Source organism: Bradyrhizobium sp. CCBAU 11434 (assembly GCF_028128895.1).
GTDB classification, from domain to species: Bacteria; Pseudomonadota; Alphaproteobacteria; order Rhizobiales; family Xanthobacteraceae; genus Bradyrhizobium; species Bradyrhizobium zhengyangense.
The window spans coordinates 24,223-49,495 of the sequence record NZ_LBJX01000089.1 but is presented as its reverse complement, the minus strand read 5'-3'; the positions used below and the strand labels follow the sequence as shown (position 1 = coordinate 49,495).

General features: G+C 64.6%; 24 protein-coding genes and 1 tRNA gene. 9 read left to right on the top strand and 16 right to left on the bottom strand.

Annotated features, from left to right (window positions below):
• Positions 1-83: 83 nt before the first annotated feature.
• From XI06_RS21265 to XI06_RS21250, 4 genes are all read left to right on the top strand, one after another.
• Entirely contained in the window at positions 84-956 is an 873-nt protein-coding gene (locus XI06_RS21265; protein WP_237861234.1) for a F0F1 ATP synthase subunit gamma, read from the top strand.
• Between the two features lie 81 nt (positions 957-1,037).
• The gene (atpD, locus tag XI06_RS21260) at positions 1,038-2,471 is read left to right on the top strand and encodes a F0F1 ATP synthase subunit beta (protein WP_237861235.1); all 1,434 of its coding nucleotides are present in this window, start codon (positions 1,038-1,040) and stop codon (positions 2,469-2,471) included.
• 86 nt (positions 2,472-2,557) lie between these two features.
• Positions 2,558-2,965, top strand: coding sequence for a F0F1 ATP synthase subunit epsilon (locus XI06_RS21255; RefSeq protein WP_237861236.1), 408 nt, complete (start codon positions 2,558-2,560; stop codon positions 2,963-2,965).
• A gap of 155 nt (positions 2,966-3,120) precedes the next feature.
• The gene (locus XI06_RS21250; protein ID WP_271606386.1) at positions 3,121-4,797 is read left to right on the top strand and encodes an adenylate/guanylate cyclase domain-containing protein; all 1,677 of its coding nucleotides are present in this window, start codon (positions 3,121-3,123) and stop codon (positions 4,795-4,797) included.
• Positions 4,798-4,913: 116 nt separating this feature from the next.
• Here XI06_RS21250 and XI06_RS21245 read toward each other — a convergent pair whose 3' ends face one another.
• The 10 genes from XI06_RS21245 to proB form a co-directional block, all read right to left on the bottom strand.
• Positions 4,914-5,414, bottom strand: coding sequence for an RNA pyrophosphohydrolase (locus XI06_RS21245; RefSeq protein ID WP_271606385.1), 501 nt, complete (start codon positions 5,412-5,414; stop codon positions 4,914-4,916).
• A 123-nt stretch (positions 5,415-5,537) separates the two neighbouring features.
• On the bottom strand, positions 5,538-6,044 hold the full coding sequence (locus XI06_RS21240) for an RNA pyrophosphohydrolase (protein ID WP_237861241.1): 507 nt from the start codon (positions 6,042-6,044) through the stop codon (positions 5,538-5,540).
• A gap of 66 nt (positions 6,045-6,110) precedes the next feature.
• Positions 6,111-7,328: a divergent polysaccharide deacetylase family protein gene (locus tag XI06_RS21235; RefSeq protein ID WP_237861242.1), complete on the bottom strand. Its 1,218-nt coding sequence runs from the start codon at positions 7,326-7,328 to the stop codon at positions 6,111-6,113.
• Positions 7,329-7,487: 159 nt separating this feature from the next.
• A complete protein-coding gene (locus XI06_RS21230) occupies positions 7,488-8,855 on the bottom strand; it encodes a S41 family peptidase (RefSeq protein WP_237861243.1) in 1,368 nt (455 codons plus the stop codon).
• On the bottom strand, positions 8,852-10,222 hold the full coding sequence (locus tag XI06_RS21225) for a murein hydrolase activator EnvC family protein (protein ID WP_237861319.1): 1,371 nt from the start codon (positions 10,220-10,222) through the stop codon (positions 8,852-8,854). The genes XI06_RS21230 and XI06_RS21225 overlap by 4 nt, the downstream gene beginning before the upstream one ends.
• Positions 10,223-10,267: 45 nt before the next feature.
• Complete coding sequence (rlmH, locus tag XI06_RS21220; RefSeq protein ID WP_237861244.1) at positions 10,268-10,750, bottom strand: 23S rRNA (pseudouridine(1915)-N(3))-methyltransferase RlmH; 483 nt, start codon at positions 10,748-10,750, stop codon at positions 10,268-10,270.
• A gap of 94 nt (positions 10,751-10,844) precedes the next feature.
• On the bottom strand, positions 10,845-11,201 hold the full coding sequence (rsfS, locus tag XI06_RS21215; RefSeq protein ID WP_237861245.1) for a ribosome silencing factor: 357 nt from the start codon (positions 11,199-11,201) through the stop codon (positions 10,845-10,847).
• 198 nt (positions 11,202-11,399) lie between these two features.
• Positions 11,400-12,044 (bottom strand): nicotinate-nucleotide adenylyltransferase, encoded by a 645-nt coding sequence (locus tag XI06_RS21210; RefSeq protein WP_237873736.1) that lies wholly within the window; start codon positions 12,042-12,044, stop codon positions 11,400-11,402.
• A 23-nt stretch (positions 12,045-12,067) separates the two neighbouring features.
• A complete protein-coding gene (locus XI06_RS21205; RefSeq protein ID WP_237861248.1) occupies positions 12,068-13,363 on the bottom strand; it encodes a glutamate-5-semialdehyde dehydrogenase in 1,296 nt (431 codons plus the stop codon).
• 169 nt (positions 13,364-13,532) lie between these two features.
• A complete protein-coding gene (proB, locus tag XI06_RS21200) occupies positions 13,533-14,654 on the bottom strand; it encodes a glutamate 5-kinase (protein WP_237861249.1) in 1,122 nt (373 codons plus the stop codon).
• 198 nt (positions 14,655-14,852) lie between these two features.
• Between proB and XI06_RS21195 the strand changes: the two genes are divergently transcribed.
• Positions 14,853-15,818, top strand: a complete 966-nt coding sequence (locus XI06_RS21195) for a Bug family tripartite tricarboxylate transporter substrate binding protein (protein WP_271606384.1) — start codon at positions 14,853-14,855, stop codon at positions 15,816-15,818.
• Positions 15,819-15,861: 43 nt separating this feature from the next.
• On the opposite strand, the gene XI06_RS21190 is transcribed toward XI06_RS21195, so the two are convergent.
• Both XI06_RS21190 and obgE read right to left on the bottom strand, forming a co-directional pair.
• Positions 15,862-17,496, bottom strand: a complete 1,635-nt coding sequence (locus XI06_RS21190) for an alkaline phosphatase family protein (protein ID WP_271606383.1) — start codon at positions 17,494-17,496, stop codon at positions 15,862-15,864.
• A 227-nt stretch (positions 17,497-17,723) separates the two neighbouring features.
• A complete protein-coding gene (gene obgE / locus XI06_RS21185) occupies positions 17,724-18,764 on the bottom strand; it encodes a GTPase ObgE (protein WP_271606382.1) in 1,041 nt (346 codons plus the stop codon).
• A 155-nt stretch (positions 18,765-18,919) separates the two neighbouring features.
• On the opposite strand from obgE, the gene XI06_RS21180 reads away from it, so the two are divergent.
• A complete protein-coding gene (locus XI06_RS21180) occupies positions 18,920-19,918 on the top strand; it encodes an ABC transporter substrate-binding protein (RefSeq protein WP_271606381.1) in 999 nt (332 codons plus the stop codon).
• 15 nt (positions 19,919-19,933) lie between these two features.
• On the opposite strand, the gene XI06_RS21175 is transcribed toward XI06_RS21180, so the two are convergent.
• Complete coding sequence (locus tag XI06_RS21175) at positions 19,934-20,413, bottom strand: MaoC family dehydratase (protein ID WP_271606380.1); 480 nt, start codon at positions 20,411-20,413, stop codon at positions 19,934-19,936.
• A 131-nt stretch (positions 20,414-20,544) separates the two neighbouring features.
• Between XI06_RS21175 and XI06_RS21170 the strand changes: the two genes are divergently transcribed.
• Positions 20,545-21,459, top strand: a complete 915-nt coding sequence (locus XI06_RS21170) for a DMT family transporter (RefSeq protein WP_271606379.1) — start codon at positions 20,545-20,547, stop codon at positions 21,457-21,459.
• A gap of 3 nt (positions 21,460-21,462) precedes the next feature.
• On the opposite strand, the gene XI06_RS21165 is transcribed toward XI06_RS21170, so the two are convergent.
• The 3 genes from XI06_RS21165 to rplU form a co-directional block, all read right to left on the bottom strand.
• Positions 21,463-22,056, bottom strand: coding sequence for a GNAT family N-acetyltransferase (locus tag XI06_RS21165; RefSeq protein ID WP_237861257.1), 594 nt, complete (start codon positions 22,054-22,056; stop codon positions 21,463-21,465).
• A gap of 133 nt (positions 22,057-22,189) precedes the next feature.
• Complete coding sequence (gene rpmA, locus XI06_RS21160; protein WP_212240096.1) at positions 22,190-22,459, bottom strand: 50S ribosomal protein L27; 270 nt, start codon at positions 22,457-22,459, stop codon at positions 22,190-22,192.
• Between the two features lie 102 nt (positions 22,460-22,561).
• Entirely contained in the window at positions 22,562-22,948 is a 387-nt protein-coding gene (rplU, locus tag XI06_RS21155) for a 50S ribosomal protein L21 (protein ID WP_237861258.1), read from the bottom strand.
• 339 nt (positions 22,949-23,287) lie between these two features.
• Here rplU and XI06_RS21150 point away from each other — a divergent pair, with 339 nt between their 5' ends.
• Both XI06_RS21150 and XI06_RS21145 read left to right on the top strand, forming a co-directional pair.
• Entirely contained in the window at positions 23,288-24,424 is a 1,137-nt protein-coding gene (locus XI06_RS21150) for an ROK family protein (RefSeq protein ID WP_271606378.1), read from the top strand.
• 590 nt (positions 24,425-25,014) lie between these two features.
• A tRNA-Ser gene (locus XI06_RS21145) sits at positions 25,015-25,104 on the top strand.
• Positions 25,105-25,273 lie beyond the last annotated feature (169 nt).

Sequence of the window (25,273 nt, the reverse complement as noted above, 5' to 3'; positions counted from 1 at the left end):
CGTGGATGCCCGGGACGAGCCCGGGCATGACGACTGGATAGGTTTGCGATCAGGCCAGAGGGTCGGATCGTCGGGGACGAAGAATGGCGTCACTTAAAGACATGCGCGTCCGCATCGCCTCCACCAAGGCGACGCAAAAGATCACCAAGGCCATGCAGATGGTCGCGGCCTCGAAGCTGCGCCGCGCGCAGACCGCCGCGGAAGCTGCACGTCCCTATGCCGACAAGATGAGCGCGGTGATCTCCAACATCGCCAGCGCTGCTGCGGGTTCGCCCGGCGCGCCGACGCTGCTGGCCGGCACCGGCCGCGACCAGGTTCACTTGCTGCTGGTCTGCACCGGCGAGCGCGGCCTGTCCGGCGCCTTCAACTCGTCGATCGTGCGTCTCGCCCGCGAACGTGCCCAGGCGCTGATGGCGCAGGGCAAGGAAGTGAAATTCTTCTGCGTTGGCCGCAAGGGCTACGAGCAGCTGCGCCGCCTGTTCGACAAGCAGATCGTCGAGCATCTCGACCTGCGCAGTGTGCGTCAGCTCGGCTTCGTCAACGCGGAGGACATCGCCAAGAAGGTTCTGGCGCGGTTCGACAACGGCGAGTTCGACGTCTGCACGCTGTTCTACTCGCGCTTCCGCTCGGTGATCGCGCAGGTCCCGACCGCCCAGCAGGTCATTCCGCTGGTCGTCGAGGAGGGCGCAGCCGCCAACACGACGTCTTACGAATACGAGCCGGAGGAGGACGAGATTCTCACCCGTCTTCTGCCGCGCAACCTTGCGGTCCAGATCTTCCGTGCGCTGCTCGAGAACAACGCCTCGTTCTACGGCGCGCAGATGAGTGCGATGGACAACGCCACGCGCAACGCCGGTGAGATGATCCGCAAGCAGACGCTGGTCTACAACCGTACGCGTCAGGCGCAGATCACCAAGGAACTGATCGAAATCATCTCGGGCGCCGAAGCCGTCTAGCCAGGACGCATCGGTACCCATCAATGCAACATCCCGGTCGATTGACCGTGGCTTACTAGTTCGGATCGAAGGAGACATTCAATGGCAGCCCAGGTCGGTCGCGTCACCCAGGTCATCGGCGCCGTCGTCGACGTGCAGTTCGAAGGCCACCTCCCGGCCATTCTCAACTCGCTCGAGACCAAGAACGGCGGCAACCGCCTGGTGCTCGAAGTCGCCCAGCATCTCGGTGAGTCCACCGTCCGCACCATCGCGATGGACACCACCGAAGGTCTGGTCCGCGGCCAGGAAGTGACCGACACCGGTTCGCCGATCCGCGTTCCCGTCGGCGAAGGCACGCTCGGCCGCATCATCAACGTCATCGGCGAGCCGATCGACGAAGCTGGTCCCGTCAAGACCGAAGGCCTGCGCGCGATCCACCAGGAAGCGCCGACCTATACCGACCAGTCCACCGAGGCTGAAATTCTCGTCACCGGAATCAAGGTCGTCGACCTGCTCGCTCCCTATGCCAAGGGCGGCAAGATCGGCCTGTTCGGCGGCGCCGGCGTCGGCAAGACCGTGCTGATTCAGGAGCTGATCAACAACGTCGCGAAGGCGCACGGTGGTTACTCCGTGTTCGCCGGCGTCGGCGAGCGCACCCGCGAGGGCAACGACCTCTATCACGAGTTCATCGAGTCCAAGGTCAACGCCGATCCGAAGAATCCCGATCCGAGCGTGAAGTCGAAGTGCGCGCTGGTGTTCGGCCAGATGAACGAGCCCCCGGGCGCCCGCGCCCGCGTCGCGCTCACCGGTCTGACCATCGCGGAAGACTTCCGCGACAAGGGGCAGGACGTGCTGTTCTTCGTCGACAACATCTTCCGCTTCACCCAGGCCGGCTCGGAAGTGTCGGCGCTCTTGGGTCGTATTCCCTCGGCCGTGGGTTATCAGCCGACGCTCGCGACCGACATGGGCGCGCTGCAGGAGCGCATCACCACCACGCAGAAGGGCTCGATCACCTCGGTGCAGGCCATCTACGTTCCGGCCGACGACTTGACCGACCCGGCGCCGGCGACCTCGTTCGCCCACTTGGACGCGACCACGACGCTGTCGCGCTCGATCGCTGAAAAGGGCATCTATCCGGCGGTGGACCCGCTCGACTCGACCTCGCGCATGCTCTCCCCGCTGGTCGTCGGCGAGGAGCACTATTCGGTCGCCCGTCAGGTCCAGCAGGTGCTGCAGCGCTACAAGGCGCTCCAGGACATCATCGCCATTCTCGGCATGGACGAGCTTTCGGAAGAGGACAAGCTGACCGTGGCCCGCGCCCGCAAGGTCGAGCGCTTCATGTCGCAGCCGTTCCACGTCGCCGAAATCTTCACGGGTTCGCCGGGCAAGTTCGTCGATCTCGCCGACACCATCAAGGGCTTCAAGGGCCTGGTGGAAGGCAAGTATGACCACCTGCCGGAAGCCGCCTTCTACATGGTCGGCACCATCGAAGAGGCGGTCGAGAAGGGCAAGAAGCTGGCGGCGGAAGCCGCCTAAGCTGGCGAATTGCTGATGGGGAGTGGCGAATAGCTGCTCCCTCGTCTGCCTCTCGCCATTCGCTACTCACCATTCGCAGGTTTGTTATGGCCACCTTCCACTTCGATCTCGTCTCTCCGGAAAAGCTCGCCTTCTCGGGCGAGGTCGATCAGGTCGACGTCCCCGGCTGGGAAGGCGATTTCGGCGTGCTCGCCGGGCATGCTCCTTTCGTGGCTGCGGTGCGGCCGGGTATCCTGACCATCATCTCCGGCGGCCAGAAGCAGAAGGTCATCGTGCTCGGCGGCCTTGCGGAAGTTTCCGACGATCGTCTCACCGTGCTCGCTGACGTCGCGACCTCGCTGGACGAACTCGATCGGGCGCAGTTCGCCGACAAGATCGCGGAAATGCAGGAGAAGCTTTCAGAGCACGAAGGCTCCGAGCTCGATCTCGCGATTGCGCGGCTCGACCACTACAAGAGCATCCAGCAGGAGCTCAACACGACGGCGATGCACTGACGCTGCGTCGCGCCCGCGTCGCGCCGCGCGGCCTTTCAGAATTCTGCAACAAAATCAGCGCTCGTTACGGAAGTGGCGGGCGCTGAAACTTTGTTGCACCGCGCCGGAGATGGCGGCATTCTGCGCCCGCAGATTTGTTCCAGGGCTGGGTGCAGATGAAACGCAAGATCGCGGCGATTTTCGCGGCTGATATTGCCGGCTACTCGAGGCTCGTTGCGGAGGACGAGGAAGAGACGCTGCGGCGTCTGGCGTCCTACCGCGAGGTCATCGACGATTTCATCGCAAAGGCGAGCGGCCGCATCTTCAACACCGCAGGCGATGCCGTGCTCGCGGAATTCCCGAGTGCGGTCGACGCGGTGCGCTGCGCGATCGACATCCAGGAGAGCTTGCGAACCCGCAACATGGCCTATCCGCCGAGCCGGCAGATGTCGTTTCGTATCGGCATCACCATCGGCGACGTCGTCGAGCGCGATGGCGATCTGCTCGGCGACGGCGTCAACATCGCGGCTCGGCTCGAGGGTTTGGCTGAAGTCGGCGGCATCTGCGTCTCCCGCGCCGTGCACGAGCAGGTTGCCAACAAGCTGTCGGTGCAGTTCGCCGATATCGGCGCGCAGGAAGTCAAGAACATCCCGACGCCGGTGCACGCCTACATGGTCGCGATGCGGCGCGAGGACGGGACTTACGCAACGCCGCAGGTGAAGAAAGTCGCCAAGGCTGCGCCTGCGCCGAACTGGATGTGGCCGCTGGTGGTCGGCGTGGTCTCCGTCGTCGCCATCGGCGTCGGCGGCTTCCTGTATTTCACCAAGCTCGAGACCTCACACGTCACGTCCAGCCCGGCAACGTCCACGGCCGCTGCACCCGCATCGAGGCCGGCAACGGCGCCGTCACCCAGCCCGACGCCGACGATGGCTGCAAAGGCGCCGGCACCTTCGCCGACCCCGACATCGGCGCCGACCCAAACGGCTGCCGCGACACCGACGCCGATCCCGCCATCGCCCGCTGCCTCCACCGGCAAGATCGCGGTGGAGGCGGTACCGTTCATCGGCGAGCGCCAGCGTGCCTTTCTCAGCAACGAATACGCGGCCGCTGGAGATCACAAGGCTTATGCCTTGAACATCGGCGGGTTCTTCGGCACGGCGCTCAATCAGCCGACCGAGGAGGCCGCGCGCAACGGCGCGGTCGACCAATGCCAGAAGCGCGCGGACGCCGCGCAATCGCCGCGGCGTTGCGAGCTCTATGCGGTCGGCAACAAGGTGGTCTACAGCCACGGTGGTCCGCCGATGCCGCCGCAGCCCTGGTTTCGGCACGACGCCATCACCGAGCGCGCGTTTGCGCCGAAAGATTTTCCAATGGTGCGCGAGCAAGCCAGAACCAGGCTCGAAAACATTTACATGCAGGCGGCGAAATCACGTTCGGTCGCGCTCGGTCCGGGCGGACAATATTTCATGGCGCTGGGAGCGACCTCGGTCGACGATGCCGCGCGACGCTCGCTGGAATCCTGCGGCGCGATCGCGGGCGCTGCCTGCATGACGGTGGCGGTCGACGACGTCTTCGTCGTGCCGGTCCCGACCCTGCTCAGGGTCACCGGCTTCTTCCACGCCGCGACCAATCCCTCGATCGTGGCCGATGCGCGCGATGAAGTCGTGCGCAAGCTCGGCGACGCCATGGGCTGGAATGCGGTCGCGGTCGGCACCGCCGGCCGCCCCGGCCTCGGCCTAAAGGCCGCCGAGGAGCAGACCGCGATCAGCGGCGCGCTCGCCGACTGCGGCAAGCACGACAGCGACTGCCACGTGATCGCGGTCGGCCCATTCACGGTGGGGCCGCTGAATTAGCGCGAGCGTAGCGCGATTGCTCTGATTTCGCCCGATTTGTCCGCGGCTTGGTTTCGACCACCGCGCATTTCGCCCGCAATCCCCGTTCTACTGTGCACGGGGTTGTTGTCGCGTCTTCATTTGGCGAAGGGCGCGAACTCTTGCGCCACCGCCCGGTAGACCTCGCGGCGGAACGGCACCACGATGTCGGCGACGCGGTCGAGGCGCTCCCAGCGCCACGCATCGAACTCGGCGGGCTGGCCGTTGCGCGGCGTCAGCGGGTCGATCTCGTCATCCTGACCGGTGAAGCGCAGCGCGAACCATTTTTGGCGCTGGCCACGAAATTTCGCCAACCGGTGCGTCTGCGGTCCGTCATAGGGCGGGAACTCGTAAGTGAGCCAGTCGGTCTCGCCGAGATAGTCGGCGCTGACGACGTTGGTCTCCTCCCAGAGCTCGCGCATGGCCGCATCGCGCAAGACCTCACCCTCGTCGACGCCGCCTTGCGGCATCTGCCAGTCGAGTCCGGGCAGGATGATCTCCGGGCCGTCGCCCTTGAAGCGGTGCCCGACCAGCACGCAGCCGTCGGCATTGAACAGCGCGATGCCGACATTGGGACGGTAGGGTTTTTCGTTGGTCACTGCTGCATCCTTCGTCATTCCGGGGCGCGCGAAGCGCGAAGCCGGAATCTCGAGGTTCCCAGATGCGCGATTGCGCACCATGATGCGATGCTGTCGCATCGCTCCGGAACGACGGCAAATCATTTAGCCGTCCGCGAGTGCGGAAAATTCCTTCACCACGCGCTCATAGACCGGACGCTTGAACGGGATGATCAGTGAGGGGAGGTTCTTCATCGGCTCCCAGCGCCAGCTGACGAATTCGGCCTTGTGGCCGCCGCCGCCGGGCTTCTCGACATTGATCTCGCTGTCCTTGCCGGTGAAGCGCACCGCGAACCACCTCTGGCGCTGGCCGCGATAGCGGCCCTTCCAGGCGCGCCCCGCGACCGTGCGCGGGATGTCGTAGATCAGCCAGTCCGGCACCTCGCCTAGTCGCTCGATCGAGCGCACGCTGGTCTCTTCATAGAGCTCGCGCTTGGCGGCTTCCCAATTGTCCTCGCCGGGATCGACCCCGCCCTGCGGCATCTGCCAGACATGGCTGTCGTCGACATGCTCGATGCCACCGGCGCGACGACCGATGAACACCAGGCCTTCAGTGTTGAGCAACATCACCCCGACGCAGGTTCGGTAGGGCAGATCCTCATAACGCGCCATTCCACCAAACCTCTCGCGTGCTGCCGGCCGGGCCATCGGGAAGCCGTGCCGTACCAATTCTTTGATTTAGCTGGATTTTGATTTCAGCATCGCGGTTGTCAATGGCACCAATAGGATACCCCGGTCGTTCAATGTCTTGATCCAGGCGCCGACCCGTTCGATCGAGACCGGCAGGGCCGAGGCCGTGCCGATGGCGACGCCGCGCTCTCGTGCCGTCGATTCCAGCTTGTTCAGGGCGCGGTCGATCTCGGTCGGGGTCGGCACCGCGTCGAGCGCGATGTCGCCCTTGCCGAACGGCACCGCGAGGCTCCCGGCCGCCTGTGAGGCGATGCTGCGGGGCGAGGAGCCGTCATCGAAGAAGCCGAGGCCGCGCCTGGAGGCCTCGCGGATGATCGGCTGCATCGCCGCATCAGTCGCGATGAAGCGGGCGCCCATGAAATTGGTGAGGCCGGCATAGCCCTGCATCCGGCTGAGGTGCCAGTACAGGCGGTCGGTGTTCTGGTCGGGGGTGAGCGAGGTCAGCAGCGTCTGCGGGCCGGGATCGTTGTCGGGGAAGTCGTAGGGCTCCATCGGGATCTGCAGGAAGATCTCGTGGCGCTGGGCGCGGGCCCGCTCGGCGAGCTTGCCGGGGTCGGCGCCGTAGGGTGTGAAGGCCAGCGTCACCGCGCCCGGCAGCTTCATGATCGCATCGGTGGTCTTGGCGGCGCCGACGCCGAGGCCGCCGATCACGATCGCCACGACAGGCATCTTCGCGGCCTTGGCGCGGTCGGCCTCGGCGGCATAGACGTTGAACGGCTTGAGGTCGCCCGAGATCGCGGGGATCATGCCGTAGCGGGACTTCTCCAGCAGCTTTGGATCGATCCCGTTCATGACGGGCGGCGGCGCGGAAGCCGCCTCGCCCTTGTCGGCGGCGTCGCCCGCGCCGATCACCACGTCATGGCGCGCGCCGGTCGAGCCGTCGATCATGGTGATGGTCTTCTGGTCGCCGGCCTGCTTCGGCGCGTCCTTGGTCTCGTGCTTGCTCTCTTGCTTGGCTGCCTGGTCATGGCCGGAAGCCGCAGGCTTCTCGTCGGTGGCTTTGGGATCGCGAATCGCGATCCGCGTCATCGGCTCGCCGCCGAGCGGGTCCTTGTTGAAGATGGCAAAACCGGCAAAGGCGACCAGGAACAGGCCGAGCATGACGGCCAGCAGTTGCATGACGGTGAACGGCAGCCGCAGCCGCCGTTTCCGGCGCGGCTTGTCCTGTCCGAGCGGGGCGCTCAGATCATCGGCCGTTTCAGTCATGCGAGATCCCGAATCACTCAACCCGACGATACCACGCCAAGGTCAAGTGGCGGCAGGCCGGGATAGGCCGGGGGGATCAGGAGTTCCAAGCAAAAAGGTCGGCAGCAAAAAAGGGCGACTCCTGGAGCCGCCCTTTTCAATCAATTGCCGAGGTTGCGCTTAGTTTGCTGCCTTGGGCTTGTCGGCCGCGGCCTTGTCGGTCGTGGCGCCGGGCGCCGGCGTCGGCGCCGCATTGGCGCTGTTCTTGATGCCGTGGAGCAGGTCGTCGGCCATCTTGAGTGCCTTGTCGTCCTTGGCGTCCGGCGGGACGTAGGATTGCGAACCGGTCTTCTCGTCGCCGTCGTTCTTGAGGTGGCCGCGCAGCGAAGCTTCGCCCTTGGTGTCGGTGCGGGACTTCAGCTCGTCCGGCACGTCCTGGAGCACTTCGATATCAGGCACGATGCCCTTGGCCTGGATCGACTTGCCCGACGGCGTGTAGTAGCGCGCCGTGGTCAGGCGCAGCGCGCCGTTGCCCGAGCCGAGCGGGATGATGGTCTGCACCGAGCCCTTGCCGAAGGAGCGCGTGCCGACGATGGTCGCGCGCTTGTGGTCCTGCAGCGCGCCGGCGACGATTTCCGAGGCCGAGGCCGAACCGCCGTTGACGAGCACGATTACAGGCTTGCCCTTGGTGAGGTCGCCAGCATGCGCGGTGCGGCGCTGGGTCTCCTCGGCATTGCGGCCGCGGGTCGACACGATCTCGCCCTTCTCCAGGAACGAGTCGGACACGGTCACGGCCTCCTCGAGCAGGCCGCCCGGATTGTTGCGGAGGTCGATGATGTAGCCCTTGAGCTTGTCGCCGATCTGGCCAGAGAGGTTCGCGACCTCCTTCTTCAGGCCTTCGGTGGTCTGCTCGTTGAAGGTGGTGATGCGGATATAGGCGATGTCGTCGGCCTCGACGCGCGCGCGCACCGAACGGACGCGGATGTTGTCGCGCACCAGGGTGACGTCGATCGGATTGTCCTGGCCCTTGCGGATGATCTTGAGCTTGATCTTGGTGTTGACGGGGCCGCGCATCTTCTCGACCGCCTGGTTCAGGGTCAGGCCCTGAACTGCTTCATCGTCGAGATTGGTAATGATGTCGTTGGCCATGACGCCGGCGCGCGAGGCGGGCGTATCGTCGATCGGCGAGACCACCTTGATCAGGCCGTCTTCCATCGTGACCTCGATGCCGAGGCCGCCGAACTCGCCGCGGGTCTGCACCTGCATGTCACGGAAGCTCTTGGCGTCCATGTAGCTCGAATGCGGATCGAGACCTGAGAGCATGCCGCTGATCGCGGATTCGATCAGCTTGGTGTCGTCGGGTTTTTCGACATAGTCGGAGCGCACGCGCTCGAAGACGTCGCCGAACAGATTGAGCTGGCGATAGGTGTCCGCCGTCGCGGCTCGCGCGCTGGAGCCCATGAACACCGCGCGCGGCTGGGTCACGAACAGCGTCAGCGCCGCACCGGTGGCCGCGCTGAGGAGGATAACTGAAGTCTTGCGCATCATCCGCGAACCTTCTCGCCTTCATTTGCGGCCCACCATGGGCCTGGATCGATTGGAGTGCCGTCTTTGCGGAACTCGACATACAGCACAGGTTGACTCGCGTTGGTGGCGAGAATGGAGGCGACTTGAGATGTCGACCCCATGGTCGCGACCGGCTCCCCAGTGAGCACAAACTGTCCGATGTTTACCGAAATGCGCTCCATCCCGGCGATCAGGACATGATACCCGCCCCCGGCATTGAGGATCAAGAGTTGTCCATAGCTGCGGAACGGACCGGCATAAACGACCCAGCCATCGCACGGCGTCGTGACCTGGGAGCCGGGCTTGGTCGCCAGCGAAATACCCTTCTGGACCCCGCCGACCCCGTCGGAACCGCCAAAGTCCCTGATCTTGTTACCGTTAACCGGCAGCGGCAGGAGCCCCTTGGCCGAGGCGAACAGGATGGCCGGGCTGGTCCGGGAGCGGTCCTTGAAGATGGCTGGGCCCGGTTTGGCGTTGGCCGCCGCATTCGCAGCCGCGGCCTTGGCTTCTTTGGCCTCCTTGGCCTCGGCCTGCTTGGCGGCCTCGGCGGCCTTCTCGGCCGCCTTGGCGGCGCTTTGCAGGTCCTGCTCCATCTTGGCGATCAGGCCCTGGAGATCGCCGACCTGCTTTGACAGCGTGATGGCGCGCGAATTCTCGGCGTCGAGGTCCTTTTCGCGCGAGGCCTGCTGGCGCTGCCGCTCGTCGACAAGTGCGGCGAGCCGGGTCTGGTCGCTGCGGATGTTGTCACGGTCGGAGGCGAGCTGGTCGCGCTCGGCCGCGATGTTCTTGCGCAAGGCGACGAGCTCGCCGAGCTCGCTTGCGATCTTTTCCGCGCGACCGCGCAACTCCGGCACGACGGCGCCGAGCAGAATGGCTGTGCGCAGCGATTGCAGCGCATCCTCGGGCCGCACCAGCAGCGCCGGTGGTGTGCGCCGTCCGGCGCGCTGCAAGGCCGCCAGCACCTCGACGATATCGGCGCGGCGCGAATCGAGCGAAGCGCGCGCCTGCTGCTCGCGGCCGTTCAGCGTCTTCAGTCGCGCCTCGGCCTCGTCGATCTTGGTCTCGACGGTGCGGACATTGGCGGCGGTATCGATCAATTGCTGATTGAGCTGAGTGCGGTCCTGGCCGAGCGAGGCGATCTCGGCCTTCAGCTTGGCCTGCGCTTCCTCAGCGCTCTTCTGCCTGGCGCGCGCGGCTTCCAGCTCCTGCTCGCGCTGCTTGATTGCGTCAGGCGAGATGGCTGCGGTCTGAGGCGCCGGTGCAATTGTCTGACCTTGCGTCTGAGCTTGTGCGAGGCTTGTGCCGGCGCAGCTCGCAATCAGCAGCAAATTGAGGATCGGCGCTCGCATCTGTTGGACAAGGTTCTCGGACAAGGTGCTCGTTGTGGGCGCGAATCACGCGCGATGATAGGGGTGGCCGGCCAGAATGGTGGCGGCCCGATACAGCTGTTCCAGAAGCATGACGCGGACCATTTGATGCGGCCAGGTCGCAGAGCCGAACGCGATCGCGAACTTGGCCTTACGGCGCAATTCGGGCGAAAGTCCGTCCGCCCCTCCGATCACGAAGATAGTATGACCGGCGCCCTCGTCGCGCCAGCGTCCGAGATTCCGTGCGAATACGGTGGAATCGAGGTTTTGTCCGCGCTCGTCCATCGCCACCAGAATCGATTTATCGGGAATATGCGCTGATATCGCCGCGGCCTCTTCGGCCATGCGGGTTGCGGTGTCGCGCGCGCGGCTCTCGGGGATTTCGTGGATGGTCAGCTCGCGGAATCCGAGCTTGCGGCCTGCCTCGTCGAACCGCTCGAAATAGCGGTCGGCAAGCTCCCGTTCGGGGCCCTGCTTCAGCCGGCCCACCGCAATGACTGCAACACGCATGAGGTCTCGGAGTCGTGTTTTCATGACCGCGCGCATTCCGCGCGCGCACGACGCTAGCATGCGCGTCAGCCGATTCGAAATCGGCCAAGTAGGCCTAGATCGCCTTCGCCGCCCCTGGGCCCTGCGTGTACAATCTCTCGAGATTGTAGAACTCGCGGACCTCGGGTCTGAACACGTGCACGATCACATCGCCGGAATCGATCAGCACCCAGTCGCAATTGGGCAAGCCCTCGACATGGACGTTCTTGATGCCGGTTTCCTTGAGGCTCTTCGTCACGTTCTCCGCGATCGCGCCAACGTGCCGGTTCGCACGGCCCGTGGTGACGATCATGTAGTCGGAGTATGCCGATTTGCCGCGAAGGTCGATGGTGACCGTCTCTTCCGCCTTCATGTCCTCGAGGCGGGAGAGGATCAGGCTCAGCGTCTTGTCGGCGTCGGGTTGCGCCTTCAAGGCCGCAGCTTGGGTCGATGTTTTACGCGTAGGCTTAGCAACCTTGGGTAAAACAGACTTGGACAATACAGATGTGGTCAGGGACCATTCCTTTCACTGTATCGCGAACGCCGAATCCGGCGCCCACTGGCTACACTACATCATGTGGGGTTAAGGGTTTCAATATGCCAGAGAGCCCGTAAATCCCCACACTCCGTCTCACTTCGTACCTTTCCAGCTCCCGTCCGGGTTCCGCAAGCCCGTCGAGGAGAGGTTGAGCTTCAATCCGGTCAAGAAGACCCAGGCCGGCGCCGGCCGATCCGCAAGCAAGGCTGCCTCATTCTCCGGCAGGCGATAGCGCGCAAGCGCCTGGGCGGCGGGGGAGGCGAGGGCGCGAAAACTCTGCGGCGGGCGATCGATGACCGCCATCGGCACCTGGTCGGCGATGCGCCGCCAATGCTGCCAACGGTGGAATTGAGCGAGGTTGTCGGCGCCCATAATCCAGACAAAGCGCAAGCCACTGAGACGGCGGCGCAAGGTGTTGATCGTGTCGATAGTATAGCGGGTGCGAATGACGGATTCGAGACAGCTCACCTCGATCCTGGAATCGTTGGCGACGTCGCGCGCGGCCTGCATGCGCTCGCCGAGTTCATGCAGGTTGCCGTTCTCCTTGAGCGGATTCCCTGGCGTGACCAGCCACCAGACGCGATCGAGCTGAAGGCGCTTCAGCGCGAACTGACTGATGGCGCGATGCGCCTGGTGCGGCGGATTGAACGAGCCACCGAGCAGGCCGATGCGCATGCCTTCGGTGTAGGGCGGGATGGCCTGCGCCACGAAGCGTGGCGCGACGAAATTGTTACTCAATGCCCCGCGCCTCGCGCCATGCCTTACGGCCGCGTCTGTCCTGTGCCATGAACGCGATATTTGAAACTCGTCAATTGCTCGGCACCAACAGGACCACGGGCGTGGAAGCGGCCGGTGGCGATGCCGATCTCGGCGCCGAAGCCGAACTCGCCGCCATCGGCGAACTGCGTCGAGGCGTTGTGCAGCACGATCGCTGAATCGACTTCGCTGAGGAATTTCTTTGCAGCTGCGTCGTTCTCGCTCACGATCGCATCGGTGTGGTGCGAGCCGTGGTCCTGGATGTGCGCGATCGCGCCGTCAACGCCGTCGACCACCTTCGCGGCGATGATCGCGTCGAGATATTCGGTGTCCCAATCATCTTCGCTGGCGGGTTTAACGCGCGCGTCGGCTTTCTGCACGGCGTCGTCACCGCGCACTTCGCAGCCGGCCTCGAGCAGCATCTCGACCAGCGGCTTCAGAGTCTTGCCGGCAGCAGCGCGATCGACCAGCAGCGTTTCGGCCGCGCCACAGACGCCGGTGCGGCGCATCTTGGCGTTGAGCACGATCTCCTTCGCCATGGCGAGGTCGGCACTGGCATCGACATAGACGTGGTTGACGCCTTCGAGATGCGCGAACACGGGCACGCGCGCTTCCTGCTCGACGCGCGCGACGAGGCTCTTGCCGCCACGCGGCACGATCACGTCAATCGAACCGTTCAATCCCGATAGCATCATGCCAACGGCCGCCCGGTCGCGCGTCGGCACCAGTGTGATCGCAGCTTCGGGAAGTCCCGCTTCGCGCAGCCCCTGGACGAGACATTCGTGGATCGCGCGGCAGGAGCGGAAACTGTCGGAGCCGCCGCGCAGGATCACGGCATTGCCCGACTTCAAACAGAGCACGCCGGCGTCCGCCGCAACGTTGGGGCGGCTCTCGAAAATCACGCCGACGACGCCGAGCGGCACACGCACACGCTCGATGGTCATGCCGTTCGGCCGCTGCCAGCTCTCGGTGACGATGCCGACGGGATCGGCAATGCCGCGCACGATTGCGATGCCTTCGGCCATGCCCTCGACCCGCGCCGGCGTCAGCGTCAGGCGATCGATGAAGGCGGAGGTCGCGTTGCCGGAGGCGCGGGCTTCCGCGACGTCTTCGGCATTGGCGGCGAGGATCGCAGCGGCATGCTTGCGGATCGCGCGCTCCATGGCCTCAAGCGCCCGGTTCTTCTGCTCCGGCGGCGCCAGCGCCAACACGCGCGCGGCGGCGCGGGCACGGGTGGCGAGATCGGACATCAGCGCCTGAAGATCGGCGTTACCGTCGACGGCTTTGAGGGGGGCGGCCATGGGAGTTCAACCTTCTGCTAAGGCGGTGTCCTAGCATGGAAATCCCGCTTTTGCGAAGGGCAGGGAGGGTATGGCAGGGCTTCGGGAGACGGCTGCTGGGCTCGGCCACTGGCCCAGCTTCCGGCGGCCGGGACAAGCCCGGCATGACGGTTCGGCCGCTCTTCGGCCCTTACCCGCCCACCACCAGATCGTCGCGGTGGATCATCTCCGAACGGCCGCTGATGCCAAGGATGAGCATCACGTCCGGGGACGAGCGGCCCTTGATCCGCTCGGCGACCTCGGCGTCATAGGCGATCAAGCCGCGGCCGACTTCGCTGGTGTCGGGGCCGCGGACGATCACGGCGTCGCCGCGGGCGAACTGGCCCTCGACCTTGATCACGCCGGCCGGCAGCAGGCTGGCGCCGGCGCGCAGCGCCGTCACGGCGCCCGCATCGATGGTCAGCGTCCCCTTCGGCTCCAGCGTGCCGGCGATCCAGCGTTTTCGCGAGGTGATGGGATTGGCCGGCGTCAGGAACCAGGTGCAGCGGCCGCCATTGGCGATCGCCTGCAAGGGATGCTCGATCTTGCCTGATGCAATCAGCATGTGCGTGCCGCCCGTCGTGGCGATCTTGGCCGCCTCGACCTTGGTGCGCATGCCGCCGCGCGACAGCTCGGACTCGGCGTCTCCAGCCACCGCCTCGATCTCCGAGGTGATGCTCTCGACCACCGGGATCAGCTTTGCGTTGGGATTGTTTTTCGGCGGGGCGTCGTAGAGCCCGTCGATGTCGGACAGCAGCACCAAGAGATCAGCGCTCGCCATGGTGGCGACGCGCGCGGCGAGGCGGTCATTGTCGCCGTAGCGGATCTCGGTGGTGGCGACCGTATCGTTCTCGTTGATCACGGGGATCGCGCGCCATTCCAGCAGCTTGCCGATGGTGGAGCGGGCATTGAGATAACGTCGACGCTCCTCGGTATCCTGGAGCGTCACCAGAATCTGTCCGGCGCCGATACCGTGAGCGCCGAGCACCTCCGACCAGATCCGCGCCAGCGCGATCTGGCCGACAGCGGCGGCCGCCTGGCTTTCCTCCAGCTTCAGCGGCCCGCGCGGCAATTTGAGTCGGCTGCGGCCGAGCGCGATCGAGCCGGAGGACACCACGAGGACGTCGCGGCCCTCCTTGTGCAGCTTCGCCATGTCGTCGGCGAGCGCAGCCAGCCACGACGCCCGCACCTCGCCCCGGTCGGAATCGACCAGCAGCGCGGAGCCGACCTTGACGACGATGCGGCGGAATTGACTGAGTTCGGGGCTTGCCATGTTCGTATATGCTGGCGCGTACGGCGAAATTGCTCAGGAAACGGCGGAGCGACAGGCGGCGCCGATGAGGCTGCTTTTGCAGCAGGACGATGGCCGGCGCAAGGCGGCAGGCCCGGTAAACGGCGAAGGTCGGTCTTGTTTTGGGCGCTGGCCCGGTTCTAATGCCGCCAACCAACAACGGGCTGGACGAGGAAACGAATGGATCGCCGTAAATTCATAGCCGGATGTCTCGGGTTACCGCTATTGGCGCAGGCGGGCGAGGCGGAGGCGCAGGCCGGGCTGACAAAGATCATCTTCCCGTTTGCGGCAGGAGCCGGCGGCGACACGCTGTGCCGCTTGGTCGCGCAGGAAATAGCCCCGATGCTGCAGCGGACCGTCGTGGTCGAAAACCGCACCGGCGGCGACGGCCTGATCGGCATCAAAGCGGTGAAGGGCGCGAGCCCCGACGGCAGCATGGTGCTGGTGACGACAGGGCCCACCATGTACCTGCTGCCGATGGTAGAGACGACGCCGAGCTTCGACACCGCGAAGGATTTCATGCCGGTGTCGTTGCTGGCGCGGTTCGAATTCGCGCTGGTGGTTGGCCCGGCCATGGACGTCTCTGACTTCAAGGGATTCGTCGCCTGGCTGAAGGCGCATCCCGACAACACCTCGTTCGGCGTGCCGAGCAATGGCACCATTCCGCACTTCGCCGGCTCCAAGCTGGAAAAGGATCTCGGCATTCCCCTGACGCGCGTGCCCTATCGCGGCAGCGCGCCGATCCTCAACGACATCATCGGTGGCCACATTTCTTTCGGGATCACCACGGTGGCGGACGCGCTGCCGCAGCATCGCGCCAAGGGCGTGAGGATCATCGCCATCTCGAGTGCGGAACGCTCGCCGTTCGCTCCCGAGGTGCCGACGCTGAAGGAGAGCGGCATCGATCTCGTGGCGGACGCCTGGTACGGCATGTGGCTTCCCGCCGGCAGCCCGCCGGAGTTCGCGAGCAAGCTCGGCGCGGCCGCAGCCGCCGCGCTTGCCAAGCCCGACGTGAAGGAGAAGCTCACAGCGATCGGGCTGATTCCGGTCGGCAGCAGCGCCGATGGGCTGACCAAGGAGCTCGCCGCCAACACGGCGTTCTGGCAGCCGATCGTGAAGGCAACGGGATACAAGATCGAGAATTGAGGTCTTCTCCCTCGCCCCGCCTACGGGGAGATGGAAGAGCAGCTCACATCTTTGCGCGTTGCGCGATGCCGTCCTTGATCGCAGCGAGTTCGGCTTCGTCCCAGATGCCGATCAGAATCCCGCCCTTCACCTGGAGCTGGCTGTCCGCATAGTTCGCGATTTTTTCGCGCGGCGTGGTGATGTGGTCGTTGGGATGCAGCGCCCAGTCGAACAGCTCGGCCTGGAGCCGTGCGATGATCGCAGCGCATTCAGGGTCATCGCCGCGATCGACGTATTCCTGCGGATCGGCTTCAAGATCATACAGCATCGGGCGGAAGCCGGAGGCGTGGATGTATTTCCAGCGGCCATCGAACACCATGAACAGACGGCAGCGTTCGATCGGCTGGTTCAGCTTCAGCCGCACATCCTGCATGGCGTAATCGTATTCGGAGAACGCCACTTTGCGCCAATCAGCCGGCGTCGGGCCGCGCAGCAGCGGCAGCAGCGAACGTCCCTCGAGAATGTGGCCCGGCACCTTGCCGCCGAAATAATCGACGAAGGTCGGCGCGAGATCGATGCCTTCGACCAGCGCATCGCGACGTGTGCCGCGCGTCGCGTCGGCTTCTTGCGATGGATCGATGATGATCAGCGGAATTTTCGCCGACTGTTCGTGGAACAGGTCCTTCTCGCCCATCCAGTGATCGCCGAGATAATCGCCGTGATCGGAGGTGAACACGATCATGGTGGTTTCCGTAAGGCCGCGCTCCTCCAAGAACTTCATCAGCACGCCCATCTGGTCGTCGATCTGGGTGATCAGGCCCATATAGGTCGGGATCACCTTCTCGCGGGCCTCATCGCGCGCCATGTTGCGGGAGTAGCGCATGTCCATGTAGGCGCCGAACACCGGATGGGGATTCTGCCGCTCGCGTTCGGAGCGGATCACCGGGATCATGTCTTCAGTCGAATACATGCTGGCGTAAGGCTCAGGCGCGATGTAGGGCCAGTGCGGCTTGATGTAGGACAGATGCAGGCACCACGGCCGGCCATCGGTCTCGGCCTCGCTGATGAAATCCATCGCGCGCCGCGTCATGTAGGGCGTCTCGGAATGCTCGTCCGGCACGCGCGCGGCCTTGTCGGCGTGCACCAGCAGCCAGCCGTTCTGCAACGAGCCGTCTTCCGCCGCACCTGAGTTCGCCCAATGCTCCCAGGGATTGGGGGCTTCAAAACCTTGCTGACGCAAATACTCGTCGTATTTCGGCCGCGGGCGGCCGGTCGGATGCAGCCCGTCGTCGCGCTCATAGGGCTCGAAGCCGCATTCGGCGACGTGCACGCCAATGACGGATTCCGGCGGAATGCCGAGCGCCTTCATGCCTTCGAGATCAGGCGCCATATGGGTCTTGCCGACCAGCACGTTGCGCACGCCGATCTTCTTGAGGTGATCGCCGAGCGTCGGCTCGCCGACGCGCAAGGGCCAGCCGTTCCAATGCGAGCCGTGCGAGCGCATGTAGCGCCCGGTGTAGAACGACATCCGCGACGGGCCGCAGATCGGCGATTGCACATAGGCCTTCGAGAACAGCACGCCACGCTTCGCCATGGCGTCGATGTTCGGCGTCTTCAACGTGGGATGGCCGGTGCAGCCGAGATAATCATAGCGAAGCTGGTCGCACATGATCCAGAGAACGTTCTTCGCGCGCGCCATGCCTATCGCTCCGGTCATTTCTTGATTGTTCGATGCTGCGCTATCGCGGTTGCGATGACAAGCTAGTGATGCGTACGCCAGCAACCTCACACTCCGCTGTCGTCCCTGCGAAAGCAGGGACCCATAACCAGAGGGAGAGGTTTGGCGAAGACTGGTCGTGTGAGACTGCAGCTATCCGCAATCGAGAGATCACGCGGTATGGGTCCCTGCGTTCGCAGGGACGACGGCTACGCCGACCACGGCTCCGCTTCGGCCGCGCTCTTGGCCTTGGCCGAGACAGGGCTTTCGCCGATCACCGCGACCAGCGCGCGCAGCGCTTCCTTGACGCCCTGGCCGGTCGCGCCGGACATCAGCAACGGCGTCTTCTTGGCGGCGCGCTTCAGCCGGTCCTTCTGCTTCTTCAACTCGTCCGGCTCGACGGCGTCGATCTTGTTGAGCGCGACGATCTCGATCTTGTCGGTGAGCAGCCCGCCATAGGCGTCGAGCTCCTTGCGGACGGTCTTGTAGGCCTTGCCGGCGTGCTCGCAGGTGGCGTCGACCAGATGCAGCAGCACGCGGCAGCGCTCGACATGGCCGAGGAAGCGGTCACCGAGGCCAGTGCCTTCATGCGCGCCCTCGATCAGGCCGGGAATGTCGGCGAGCACGAATTCACGGCCGTCGGCATTCACGACACCGAGCTGCGGATGCAGCGTGGTGAAGGGATAGTCCGCGATCTTCGGCTTGGCGGCGCTGACCTTGGAGAGGAAGGTCGACTTGCCGGCATTGGGCATGCCGACGAGGCCGGCATCCGCGATCAGTTTCAGCCGCAGCCAGATCCAGCGCTCTTCGCCCACCTGGCCGGGATTGGCGTTGCGCGGCGCGCGGTTGGTCGAGGTCTTGAAATGCGCGTTGCCGAAGCCGCCATTGCCGCCCTCGGCCAGCACGAACTTTTCGCCGACATTGGTGAAGTCGTGGATCAGCGTCTCGCGATCTTCGTCGAAGATCTGCGTGCCCAGCGGGACCTTCAGCACGATGTTCTTGCCGTTGGCGCCGTGGCGGTCCGAGCCTGAGCCGTTCTCGCCCTTCTGGGCCTTGAAGTGCTGCTGGTAGCGGTAATCGATCAGCGTGTTGAGGCCGTCGGCGACCTCGATGATGACGTTGCCGCCGCGGCCGCCATTGCCGCCGGAGGGACCGCCGAACTCAATGAACTTCTCGCGGCGGAACGCCACGCAGCCGTTCCCGCCGTCACCGGAGCGGATATAGACCTTTGCTTCGTCGAGGAATTTCATGGGTCATAGGTAGGCCAGCCTGACACCCGCGGCAACCCGGGTTTGCCCGCAAATCGGCCGAAATTTCAGCGATTTTCGTCCCGTGCTTAACCGGCCGGCACTGTCGTGTCGGCCCGATATGATATAGCGGAACCGAATTGGGGAGTGGCGTTGGCATGCGGCGACGGGAGTTCATCGGGGGCACAATTGCGGCCGCGCTGCTGTCGCGCGCCGGTGCGCAGCCGGTCGCCGCCAGGAAGCGCCTTGCGATCTACAGTCCTTCGGAGCCGTCGGCGCAGATGCAGGAGGACAGCGACAATCGCTATTACCGGGCGCTGTTCGCCGAGCTGCGACGGCTCGGCCAAATCGTCGATGACAATCTCATCGTCGAGCGCTGGGGCGCGGAAAAGGCCGGCGCCGGCGCTCCGACCCTGGTCGAGGAGGTGGTGCGCAGCAATCCCGACGTGATTTACGTGGTCGGGCTCGGCGCGTTGCTGTTCAAGCGCGCGACGTCGACGATCCCGGTCGTGGCGCTGACGGCCGATCCGGTGGCGCAGGGGCTTGCCGCCAGTCTCGCGCGTCCCGGCGGGAATTTCACCGGCGTCAGCGTCGATACCGGTCCGTCGATCCATGGCAAGCGCATCGCGCTGTTGCGCGAAATGTATCCAAAGCTTGGCAGACTCGCGTTCATCACCTTGCGGGGCGCTTGGGAGGGCCCTCAAGGTCCGAGCGTGCGTGCGGCTGCAACAGCGGCTGGGGTCGAGGTCGTCCCGTGTCTGGTCGATTTTCCAACGACGGAAGCGAGCTATCAGGATCTCATCGCCAGGATTCGCCCCGATGGGGCCGATGCCATCATGGTCGGCGACAGTCCCGACGTCATGACCAAGCGCGCCATCATCGCGGCAAAGGTCGCTTCGATTGCGCTTCCTGCGATCTATCCCCTGGCCGATTTTGTCGATGTCGGTGGTCTCATGACCTATTCGTTCGACCTCGTCGAATTGAACAAGCGCGCGGCGAACAACATCGATGCGATCCTGCGCGGCACGCCGCCCGGCGAGATCCCGTTTTACCAGGCCTCCAAGTTCGAGCTGGCGTTGAACCTCAGGACCGCCAAGGCGCTGTCGCTCGATGTGCCCGCAACGCTGCTCGCGAGCGCGGATCGGGTGGTCGAATGACGCGGCGCGCGCTTCTTACGCCGGCCGGCGCCGGATCAGGAATTTCTGCGTGCCTTCCAGCACCAGCTCCTTGCGCTGGTTGAACACGGTACTCCCTAGCGTCACCGTGCCGGTCGTGCGGCCCGGCACCAGCTCGGTGACCTCGAGCGCCGGGTAGATCGTGTCGTCGGCGAAGACGGGTTTGAGGAACCGGCTCGACTGCTCCAGGAAGCCGACCAGGGAGTCCTCGACCATGAACGGAAACAGGCCCGCGCCCGGCGCGGTGTGGATCAGCGTCTGGAAGCCGTGGGCGAGCAGATGCGGCATGCCGCGGGCGCGGCAATATTCCACATCGTAATGCACCGGGTGGGTGTCGCCGCTCGCGGTCTGGAAGGCCGCGAACACGGCGGTGGTCTGGGTCCGGCTCGGCAGCACGAAGCGTTCGCCGACCACGAAATCCTCAAACCAGCGTTGCGCCGTGATCATGCGGTGCTGGGCCGGATCGAAGTCGGTCATGACTAAAGCTCTCTCTTGGCTCTCTGTTCGCGGACCGCCTATCGCTACCGCGATGCCAAGGGTGCGACAATCCGTTCAATTCGGCTTGCGCGGGCTTGTCGCGGCCGTCTGCTTCATTAAAACGGCGCTCGATGCCCTTCTTCAAGAATCTCTCCGCCTATGACGACCGCTCGGCGCGCCTCGCCGGCATCGGCCTCATGGTGCTGTCGATCTTCATGTTCTCGTTCGGCGACGCCACGGGCAAATTCCTGGTCGGGACGTATTCGGTGGGGCAGCTCTTGTTCCTGCGCGCTTGCGCGGCGCTGCTGCTGCTGTCGCCGATGATCTGGCGGCAGCGTCATCTGTTCCTGCATCTGGAGCGGCCGCTTCTGCAGCTGTTTCGCGTCGTGCTGTCGACGCTGGAGGTCGCCGCCTTCTTCCTGGCGACGGTCTATCTGCCGCTCGCCGACGTCGTCACCTATTATCTCGCCGGTCCGATTTTCGTCACCGCAATGTCGGCGATCTTTCTGGGCGAGAAGGTCGGCTGGCGGCGCTGGACCGCGATCCTGATCGGGTTCTGCGGCGTGCTGATCGCGCTGCGGCCGTCGGCGCAGATGGTGAGCCTGCCGGCGCTGATCGCGCTCGGCGGCAGCCTCTCCTTCGCAACCTTGATGCTGATCACCCGCAGCCTGCGCAAGACGCCCGACATCGTGATGGCGTCCTCGCAATTCATCGGCACGCTCTCGCTGGGCGCCGTGCTCTCGGCCTTCCACTGGGTGCCGCCGACGCCAGGCAGCCTGGTGTTCTTCGCGATGGCCGGATGCATCTCGGTGACGGCGCTGTTCTGCGTCAACCGCTCGCTCAAGCTCGCGCCGGCGAGCGTCGTGGTGCCCTACCAATATTCGATGATCGTCTGGGCCGTGATCTTCGGCTTCGTCGTGTTCGGCGACGTGCCGCAAATCGCCACCATCGTCGGCGCCGCGATCATCATCGGCGCCGGGTTCTACATCTATTTGCGTGAGCGCGATCTGGGCCGCGCGAGCGGAGACGTGACCCCGCCAGCGTAGTCCCTACCTCATCCTTCGCGCGCTGCTCCAGCTCTTCAGCGACGACCACACGCCGCGTGACAGGCGGAAGCAGTCGACCGGTGTCGACGAGCCCAGCGCCAGGAAACGGTGCAGCTGCACCCCGCTCCACTGGAAGCCGCACTTCTCCAGCACGTTGCGCGAGGCGGGGTTGGTGACGCGCGCCCCTGCATAGAGGTGATCGTCCTCGAACTCCTCGAAGAAGAAGTCGATCGCGCCGCGCGCGGCCTCGGTGGCAAAGCCCTGGCCCCAATGCTCGACGCCGAGCCAGTAGCCGAGCTCGGCATTGTCAGGCGTGGAGCGGTCGATGCCGACCATGCCGACCGGCCCGCTGTCGTGCTCGATCAGGAACACGCTCTCGCTGCCGAGCTCGGCAGTGGCGCGCACGAATTCGACGGCATCGTCCTGCGAATAGGGATGGGGAAGGCGGCGGGTATTCTCCGCGACACGGCGGTCGTTGGCGAGGCGGGCGATGGTGTTGACGTCGGCAAGGGTCGGCCGCCGCAAGGTCAGCCGTTCGGTGGCGACGACGCTGGGTCTCGCCTCGGCTAAGGTCACGCTCGAAAAGTCCTGCAACATGTCCGGCTCCGTCAAAGTCACAAACGAAAGGGGAGGCCGGTTTCCCCGCCTCCCCTGGAGCCTTCGATCTCTGCGATCTCTGGAACTCCGCCGGTTCGGTCAAGGACCCGGCGGACTCCAAATGATCCACCGTCTATTCAGCAGCCTCTGCGAGCGGGAGTACCGCTACGAAGGTGCGGCCATTGGCTTTGGCCTGGAATTCAACATGACCCTCGATCTTGGCGAACAGCGTGTGGTCCGTGCCCATGCCGACGTTGAGGCCGGGATGCCAGGTGGTGCCGCGCTGACGCGCAATGATATTGCCGGGAATCACGCGCTCCCCGCCGAACACCTTGATGCCAAGGCGCTTACCCTTTGAATCGCGACCGTTGCGCGATGAACCGCCTGCTTTTTTGTGAGCCATGGCTCGTCTCCGAAATCCTGCGTATCTCTAGGTCAATTCCTTGACGGAATCATTTCAAAACGTCTCACGCCTCAATTCGTGAATGGGCGTGATCGGTTTCCGTTACTCGGCAGCTTCCGCTGCCGCTTCCTTGGCAACCTTTTCCTTCTTCGGACGCGGGCCCTTGGTGGGCTTGGCGCCGTCAGCCAGGATCTCGGAGATGCGCAGGACCGTGATCTCGTCGCGATAGCCGCGCTTGCGGCGCGAATTCTTGCGGCGGCGCTTCTTGAACGCGATGACCTTCGGTCCGCGCTTGTGGTCGAGCACCTCAACCGCAACGGAGGCGCCGGCCACCGTCGGAACGCCCAGCACCGGCGTGTCGCCGCCGAGCACCAGAACTTCATTCAACTGCACGATCGAGCCGACTTCGCCTTCGATCTTGCCAACTTCCAGGACATCATCCGGCACGACGCGGTATTGCTTGCCGCCGGTTTTGATGACTGCGAACATCGTTTTTTTCCTTCGTGTTCAATCCCGGCCTCATGACTGATGTCAGGGGCCGGCTTTTTGTCAGTCGCTATGGGTTTATGCGTTTTGTGCGGGCAAGGGTTTGAAGAGCATTATCCCCTTGAAAACCCACGCAAAAACATGCGGCGCGAGAAACGCCCCGCGCCGGTTGTGCGGACTTATAGCCTGATAGGGCGAAGAGTCAAGGAAATCAGCCGAAAAGAGCCCGGATTTGAAGGATTTGGGCCAATTCCGCGCCCTCAGCTGAATCTCGGTGCGCGTTGCAACCAACGGGTTCCCGTCCCGTTGTCCCCGCAATCTGGCATTCGGGCAAGGGCTTCCATGGCAACGGACGAACTGGTCAAGACGACGGGCATCGCCCATCACGGCGCCGAGCGGCTGCCGTCGGTCGACATCGACAGCTTCAACATCGAGATCAAGGACGAGGACGGTTTTCTCGGCGACCGCGCCAGCAAAGGCGCGTTCCGCGAGATCCTGGACCGCTGGCGCAAGCCGCTGCGCAAGACGGGGGAGGACCCGTTCGGCAAGGAGCCGTCTGAGAACATCAGCAAGAAGACGCTGGATGCGATCCTGATCAGCGACGACGTCGAGGCCTCCGCCGTGGTGCACAGCGCCATCGAGGAGTTCGCGCAGGAGCTCGCTTACGTCACCCGCCGTTTCCTGAAGACGAAGGCCTGGGCCAAGACCGAGCGCATCGTGGTCGGCGGCGGCTTCCGCGATTCCCGGCTCGGCGAGCTCGCGATCGCGCGCACCGAGATCATCCTGAAAGCCGAGGACTTCAAGATCGACATGGTGCCGATCCGGCATCATCCTGACGAGGCCGGCCTGATCGGCGCGCTGCATCTGGCGCCGTCCTGGATTTTCGAGGCCTATGACAGCATCCTCGCGGTCGATATCGGCGGCACCAACATCCGCTGCGGCCTGGTGGAGACGGGCTGGAAGAAGGCAAAAGACCTCTCGAAGGCCAAGGTCGTGAAGTCGGAGCTGTGGCGGCACGCCGACGACGAGCCGACGCGCGAGGGCGCGGTGAAGCGGCTCACCAAGATGCTGAAGGGGCTGATCAGCGAAGCCGAGAAAGACGGCTTCAAGCTCGCGCCCTTCATCGGCATCGCCTGTCCCGGCGTCATCAACGCCGACGGCTCGATCGAGAAGGGCGCGCAGAATCTGCCCGGCAATTGGGAGAGCAGCAAATTCAACCTGCCGGCGAGCTTGATCGAGGGCATCCCTGCGATCGGCGAGCACGACACCGCGATCCTGATGCACAATGACGGCGTGGTTCAGGGCCTCTCCGAGGTGCCGTTCATGCAGGATGTCGATCGCTGGGGCGTGCTCACCATCGGCACCGGCCTCGGCAATGCGCGCTTCACCAACCGCCACAGGGACAGCGGCCAAGGTAAAGATAACGGCAAGGACCGGGATTCCCAGGAGAACGGCAAGAAAAAGAGCAAGGGCGACTGAAGCGACCGAAGTCGAATCGCCGGCCGCGGCGGCCACCTCTCCCAAAGGGAGAGGTCGAACTGCATCGCAGATGCAGTTCGGGTGAGGGGCTCCGATCCCCCGATCGGGCCCAGGGTAACCTTGACCGGTTAGGTTAAGGACCGGATTGCGTTGCGGGCCGCCGCCTGCACGTTACGGTCGAATCGTCGCCTCACGCAGGCCTGCGAAGCCGCCCTTCCTGGCCAGCATTTCGATGAGCGGCACGGGACCGCCAGTGTTTACCGCGTCTGGCGGTCCCACCCCGTTTTCTCTTTCTTCGCCTCTCCCGCTTGCGGGAGAGGCCGACGCGCCCCGGGGCGATGCGAAAGCATCGTCCCGCGCGCGGCGGGTGAGGGCTCTTTCTTCTAGGGGATTGTCCCGTTGCGGAGACACCCCGAGAAAACGCCTCAAAACAAGAATCCCGAACCCCGTTCGATCCTCCGGACCCGCCTCCAGCCCGAAAGCCGTAAAACAACCCCCCGATTTTCCCCTTTCGCGCCTTGTCTGGCCCGCCATCCTCGCCTATTAACGCCCCCAACCATAGGGGCCCTGCTCCTACCATGGCGCCTTCAGGAGAGGTGGCAGAGTGGTTGAATGCACCGCACTCGAAATGCGGCATAGGTGCAAGCCTATCGGGGGTTCGAATCCCTCCCTCTCCGCCAGTTTTCAAATTCTATCGGCCACTTTCTTCTCGCAAGGAACCTTGAAAAATCGCGTGTCCGGCCTGCGTGAGTGTGCAAGTGCCGAAGCGTGTATCCCCCGAGGTAGTCCATCGAGGAGTCCATGACCACGCGGCCTCTAAGACGAGCCGCAGTAGCCGGCAGCGAGGCG

What these genes read in the sequence shown, in the direction of transcription:
- XI06_RS21265 (WP_237861234.1), top strand. Translation starts at nt 84, where the DNA reads ATGGCGTCACTTAAAGACATGCGCGTCCGCATCGCCTCCACCAAGGCG.
- atpD (WP_237861235.1), top strand. Translation starts at nt 1,038, where the DNA reads ATGGCAGCCCAGGTCGGTCGCGTCACCCAGGTCATCGGCGCCGTCGTC.
- XI06_RS21255 (WP_237861236.1), top strand. Translation starts at nt 2,558, where the DNA reads ATGGCCACCTTCCACTTCGATCTCGTCTCTCCGGAAAAGCTCGCCTTC.
- XI06_RS21250 (WP_271606386.1), top strand. Translation starts at nt 3,121, where the DNA reads ATGAAACGCAAGATCGCGGCGATTTTCGCGGCTGATATTGCCGGCTAC.
- XI06_RS21240 (WP_237861241.1), bottom strand. Translation starts at nt 6,044, where the DNA reads ATGGCGCGTTATGAGGATCTGCCCTACCGAACCTGCGTCGGGGTGATG.
- XI06_RS21235 (WP_237861242.1), bottom strand. Translation starts at nt 7,328, where the DNA reads ATGACTGAAACGGCCGATGATCTGAGCGCCCCGCTCGGACAGGACAAG.
- XI06_RS21230 (WP_237861243.1), bottom strand. Translation starts at nt 8,855, where the DNA reads ATGATGCGCAAGACTTCAGTTATCCTCCTCAGCGCGGCCACCGGTGCG.
- XI06_RS21225 (WP_237861319.1), bottom strand. Translation starts at nt 10,222, where the DNA reads ATGCGAGCGCCGATCCTCAATTTGCTGCTGATTGCGAGCTGCGCCGGC.
- rlmH (WP_237861244.1), bottom strand. Translation starts at nt 10,750, where the DNA reads ATGCGTGTTGCAGTCATTGCGGTGGGCCGGCTGAAGCAGGGCCCCGAA.
- XI06_RS21205 (WP_237861248.1), bottom strand. Translation starts at nt 13,363, where the DNA reads ATGGCCGCCCCCCTCAAAGCCGTCGACGGTAACGCCGATCTTCAGGCG.
- proB (WP_237861249.1), bottom strand. Translation starts at nt 14,654, where the DNA reads ATGGCAAGCCCCGAACTCAGTCAATTCCGCCGCATCGTCGTCAAGGTC.
- XI06_RS21195 (WP_271606384.1), top strand. Translation starts at nt 14,853, where the DNA reads ATGGATCGCCGTAAATTCATAGCCGGATGTCTCGGGTTACCGCTATTG.
- XI06_RS21190 (WP_271606383.1), bottom strand. Translation starts at nt 17,496, where the DNA reads ATGGCGCGCGCGAAGAACGTTCTCTGGATCATGTGCGACCAGCTTCGC.
- obgE (WP_271606382.1), bottom strand. Translation starts at nt 18,764, where the DNA reads ATGAAATTCCTCGACGAAGCAAAGGTCTATATCCGCTCCGGTGACGGC.
- XI06_RS21180 (WP_271606381.1), top strand. Translation starts at nt 18,920, where the DNA reads ATGCGGCGACGGGAGTTCATCGGGGGCACAATTGCGGCCGCGCTGCTG.
- XI06_RS21175 (WP_271606380.1), bottom strand. Translation starts at nt 20,413, where the DNA reads ATGACCGACTTCGATCCGGCCCAGCACCGCATGATCACGGCGCAACGC.
- XI06_RS21170 (WP_271606379.1), top strand. Translation starts at nt 20,545, where the DNA reads ATGCCCTTCTTCAAGAATCTCTCCGCCTATGACGACCGCTCGGCGCGC.
- XI06_RS21165 (WP_237861257.1), bottom strand. Translation starts at nt 22,056, where the DNA reads ATGTTGCAGGACTTTTCGAGCGTGACCTTAGCCGAGGCGAGACCCAGC.
- rpmA (WP_212240096.1), bottom strand. Translation starts at nt 22,459, where the DNA reads ATGGCTCACAAAAAAGCAGGCGGTTCATCGCGCAACGGTCGCGATTCA.
- rplU (WP_237861258.1), bottom strand. Translation starts at nt 22,948, where the DNA reads ATGTTCGCAGTCATCAAAACCGGCGGCAAGCAATACCGCGTCGTGCCG.
- XI06_RS21150 (WP_271606378.1), top strand. Translation starts at nt 23,288, where the DNA reads ATGGCAACGGACGAACTGGTCAAGACGACGGGCATCGCCCATCACGGC.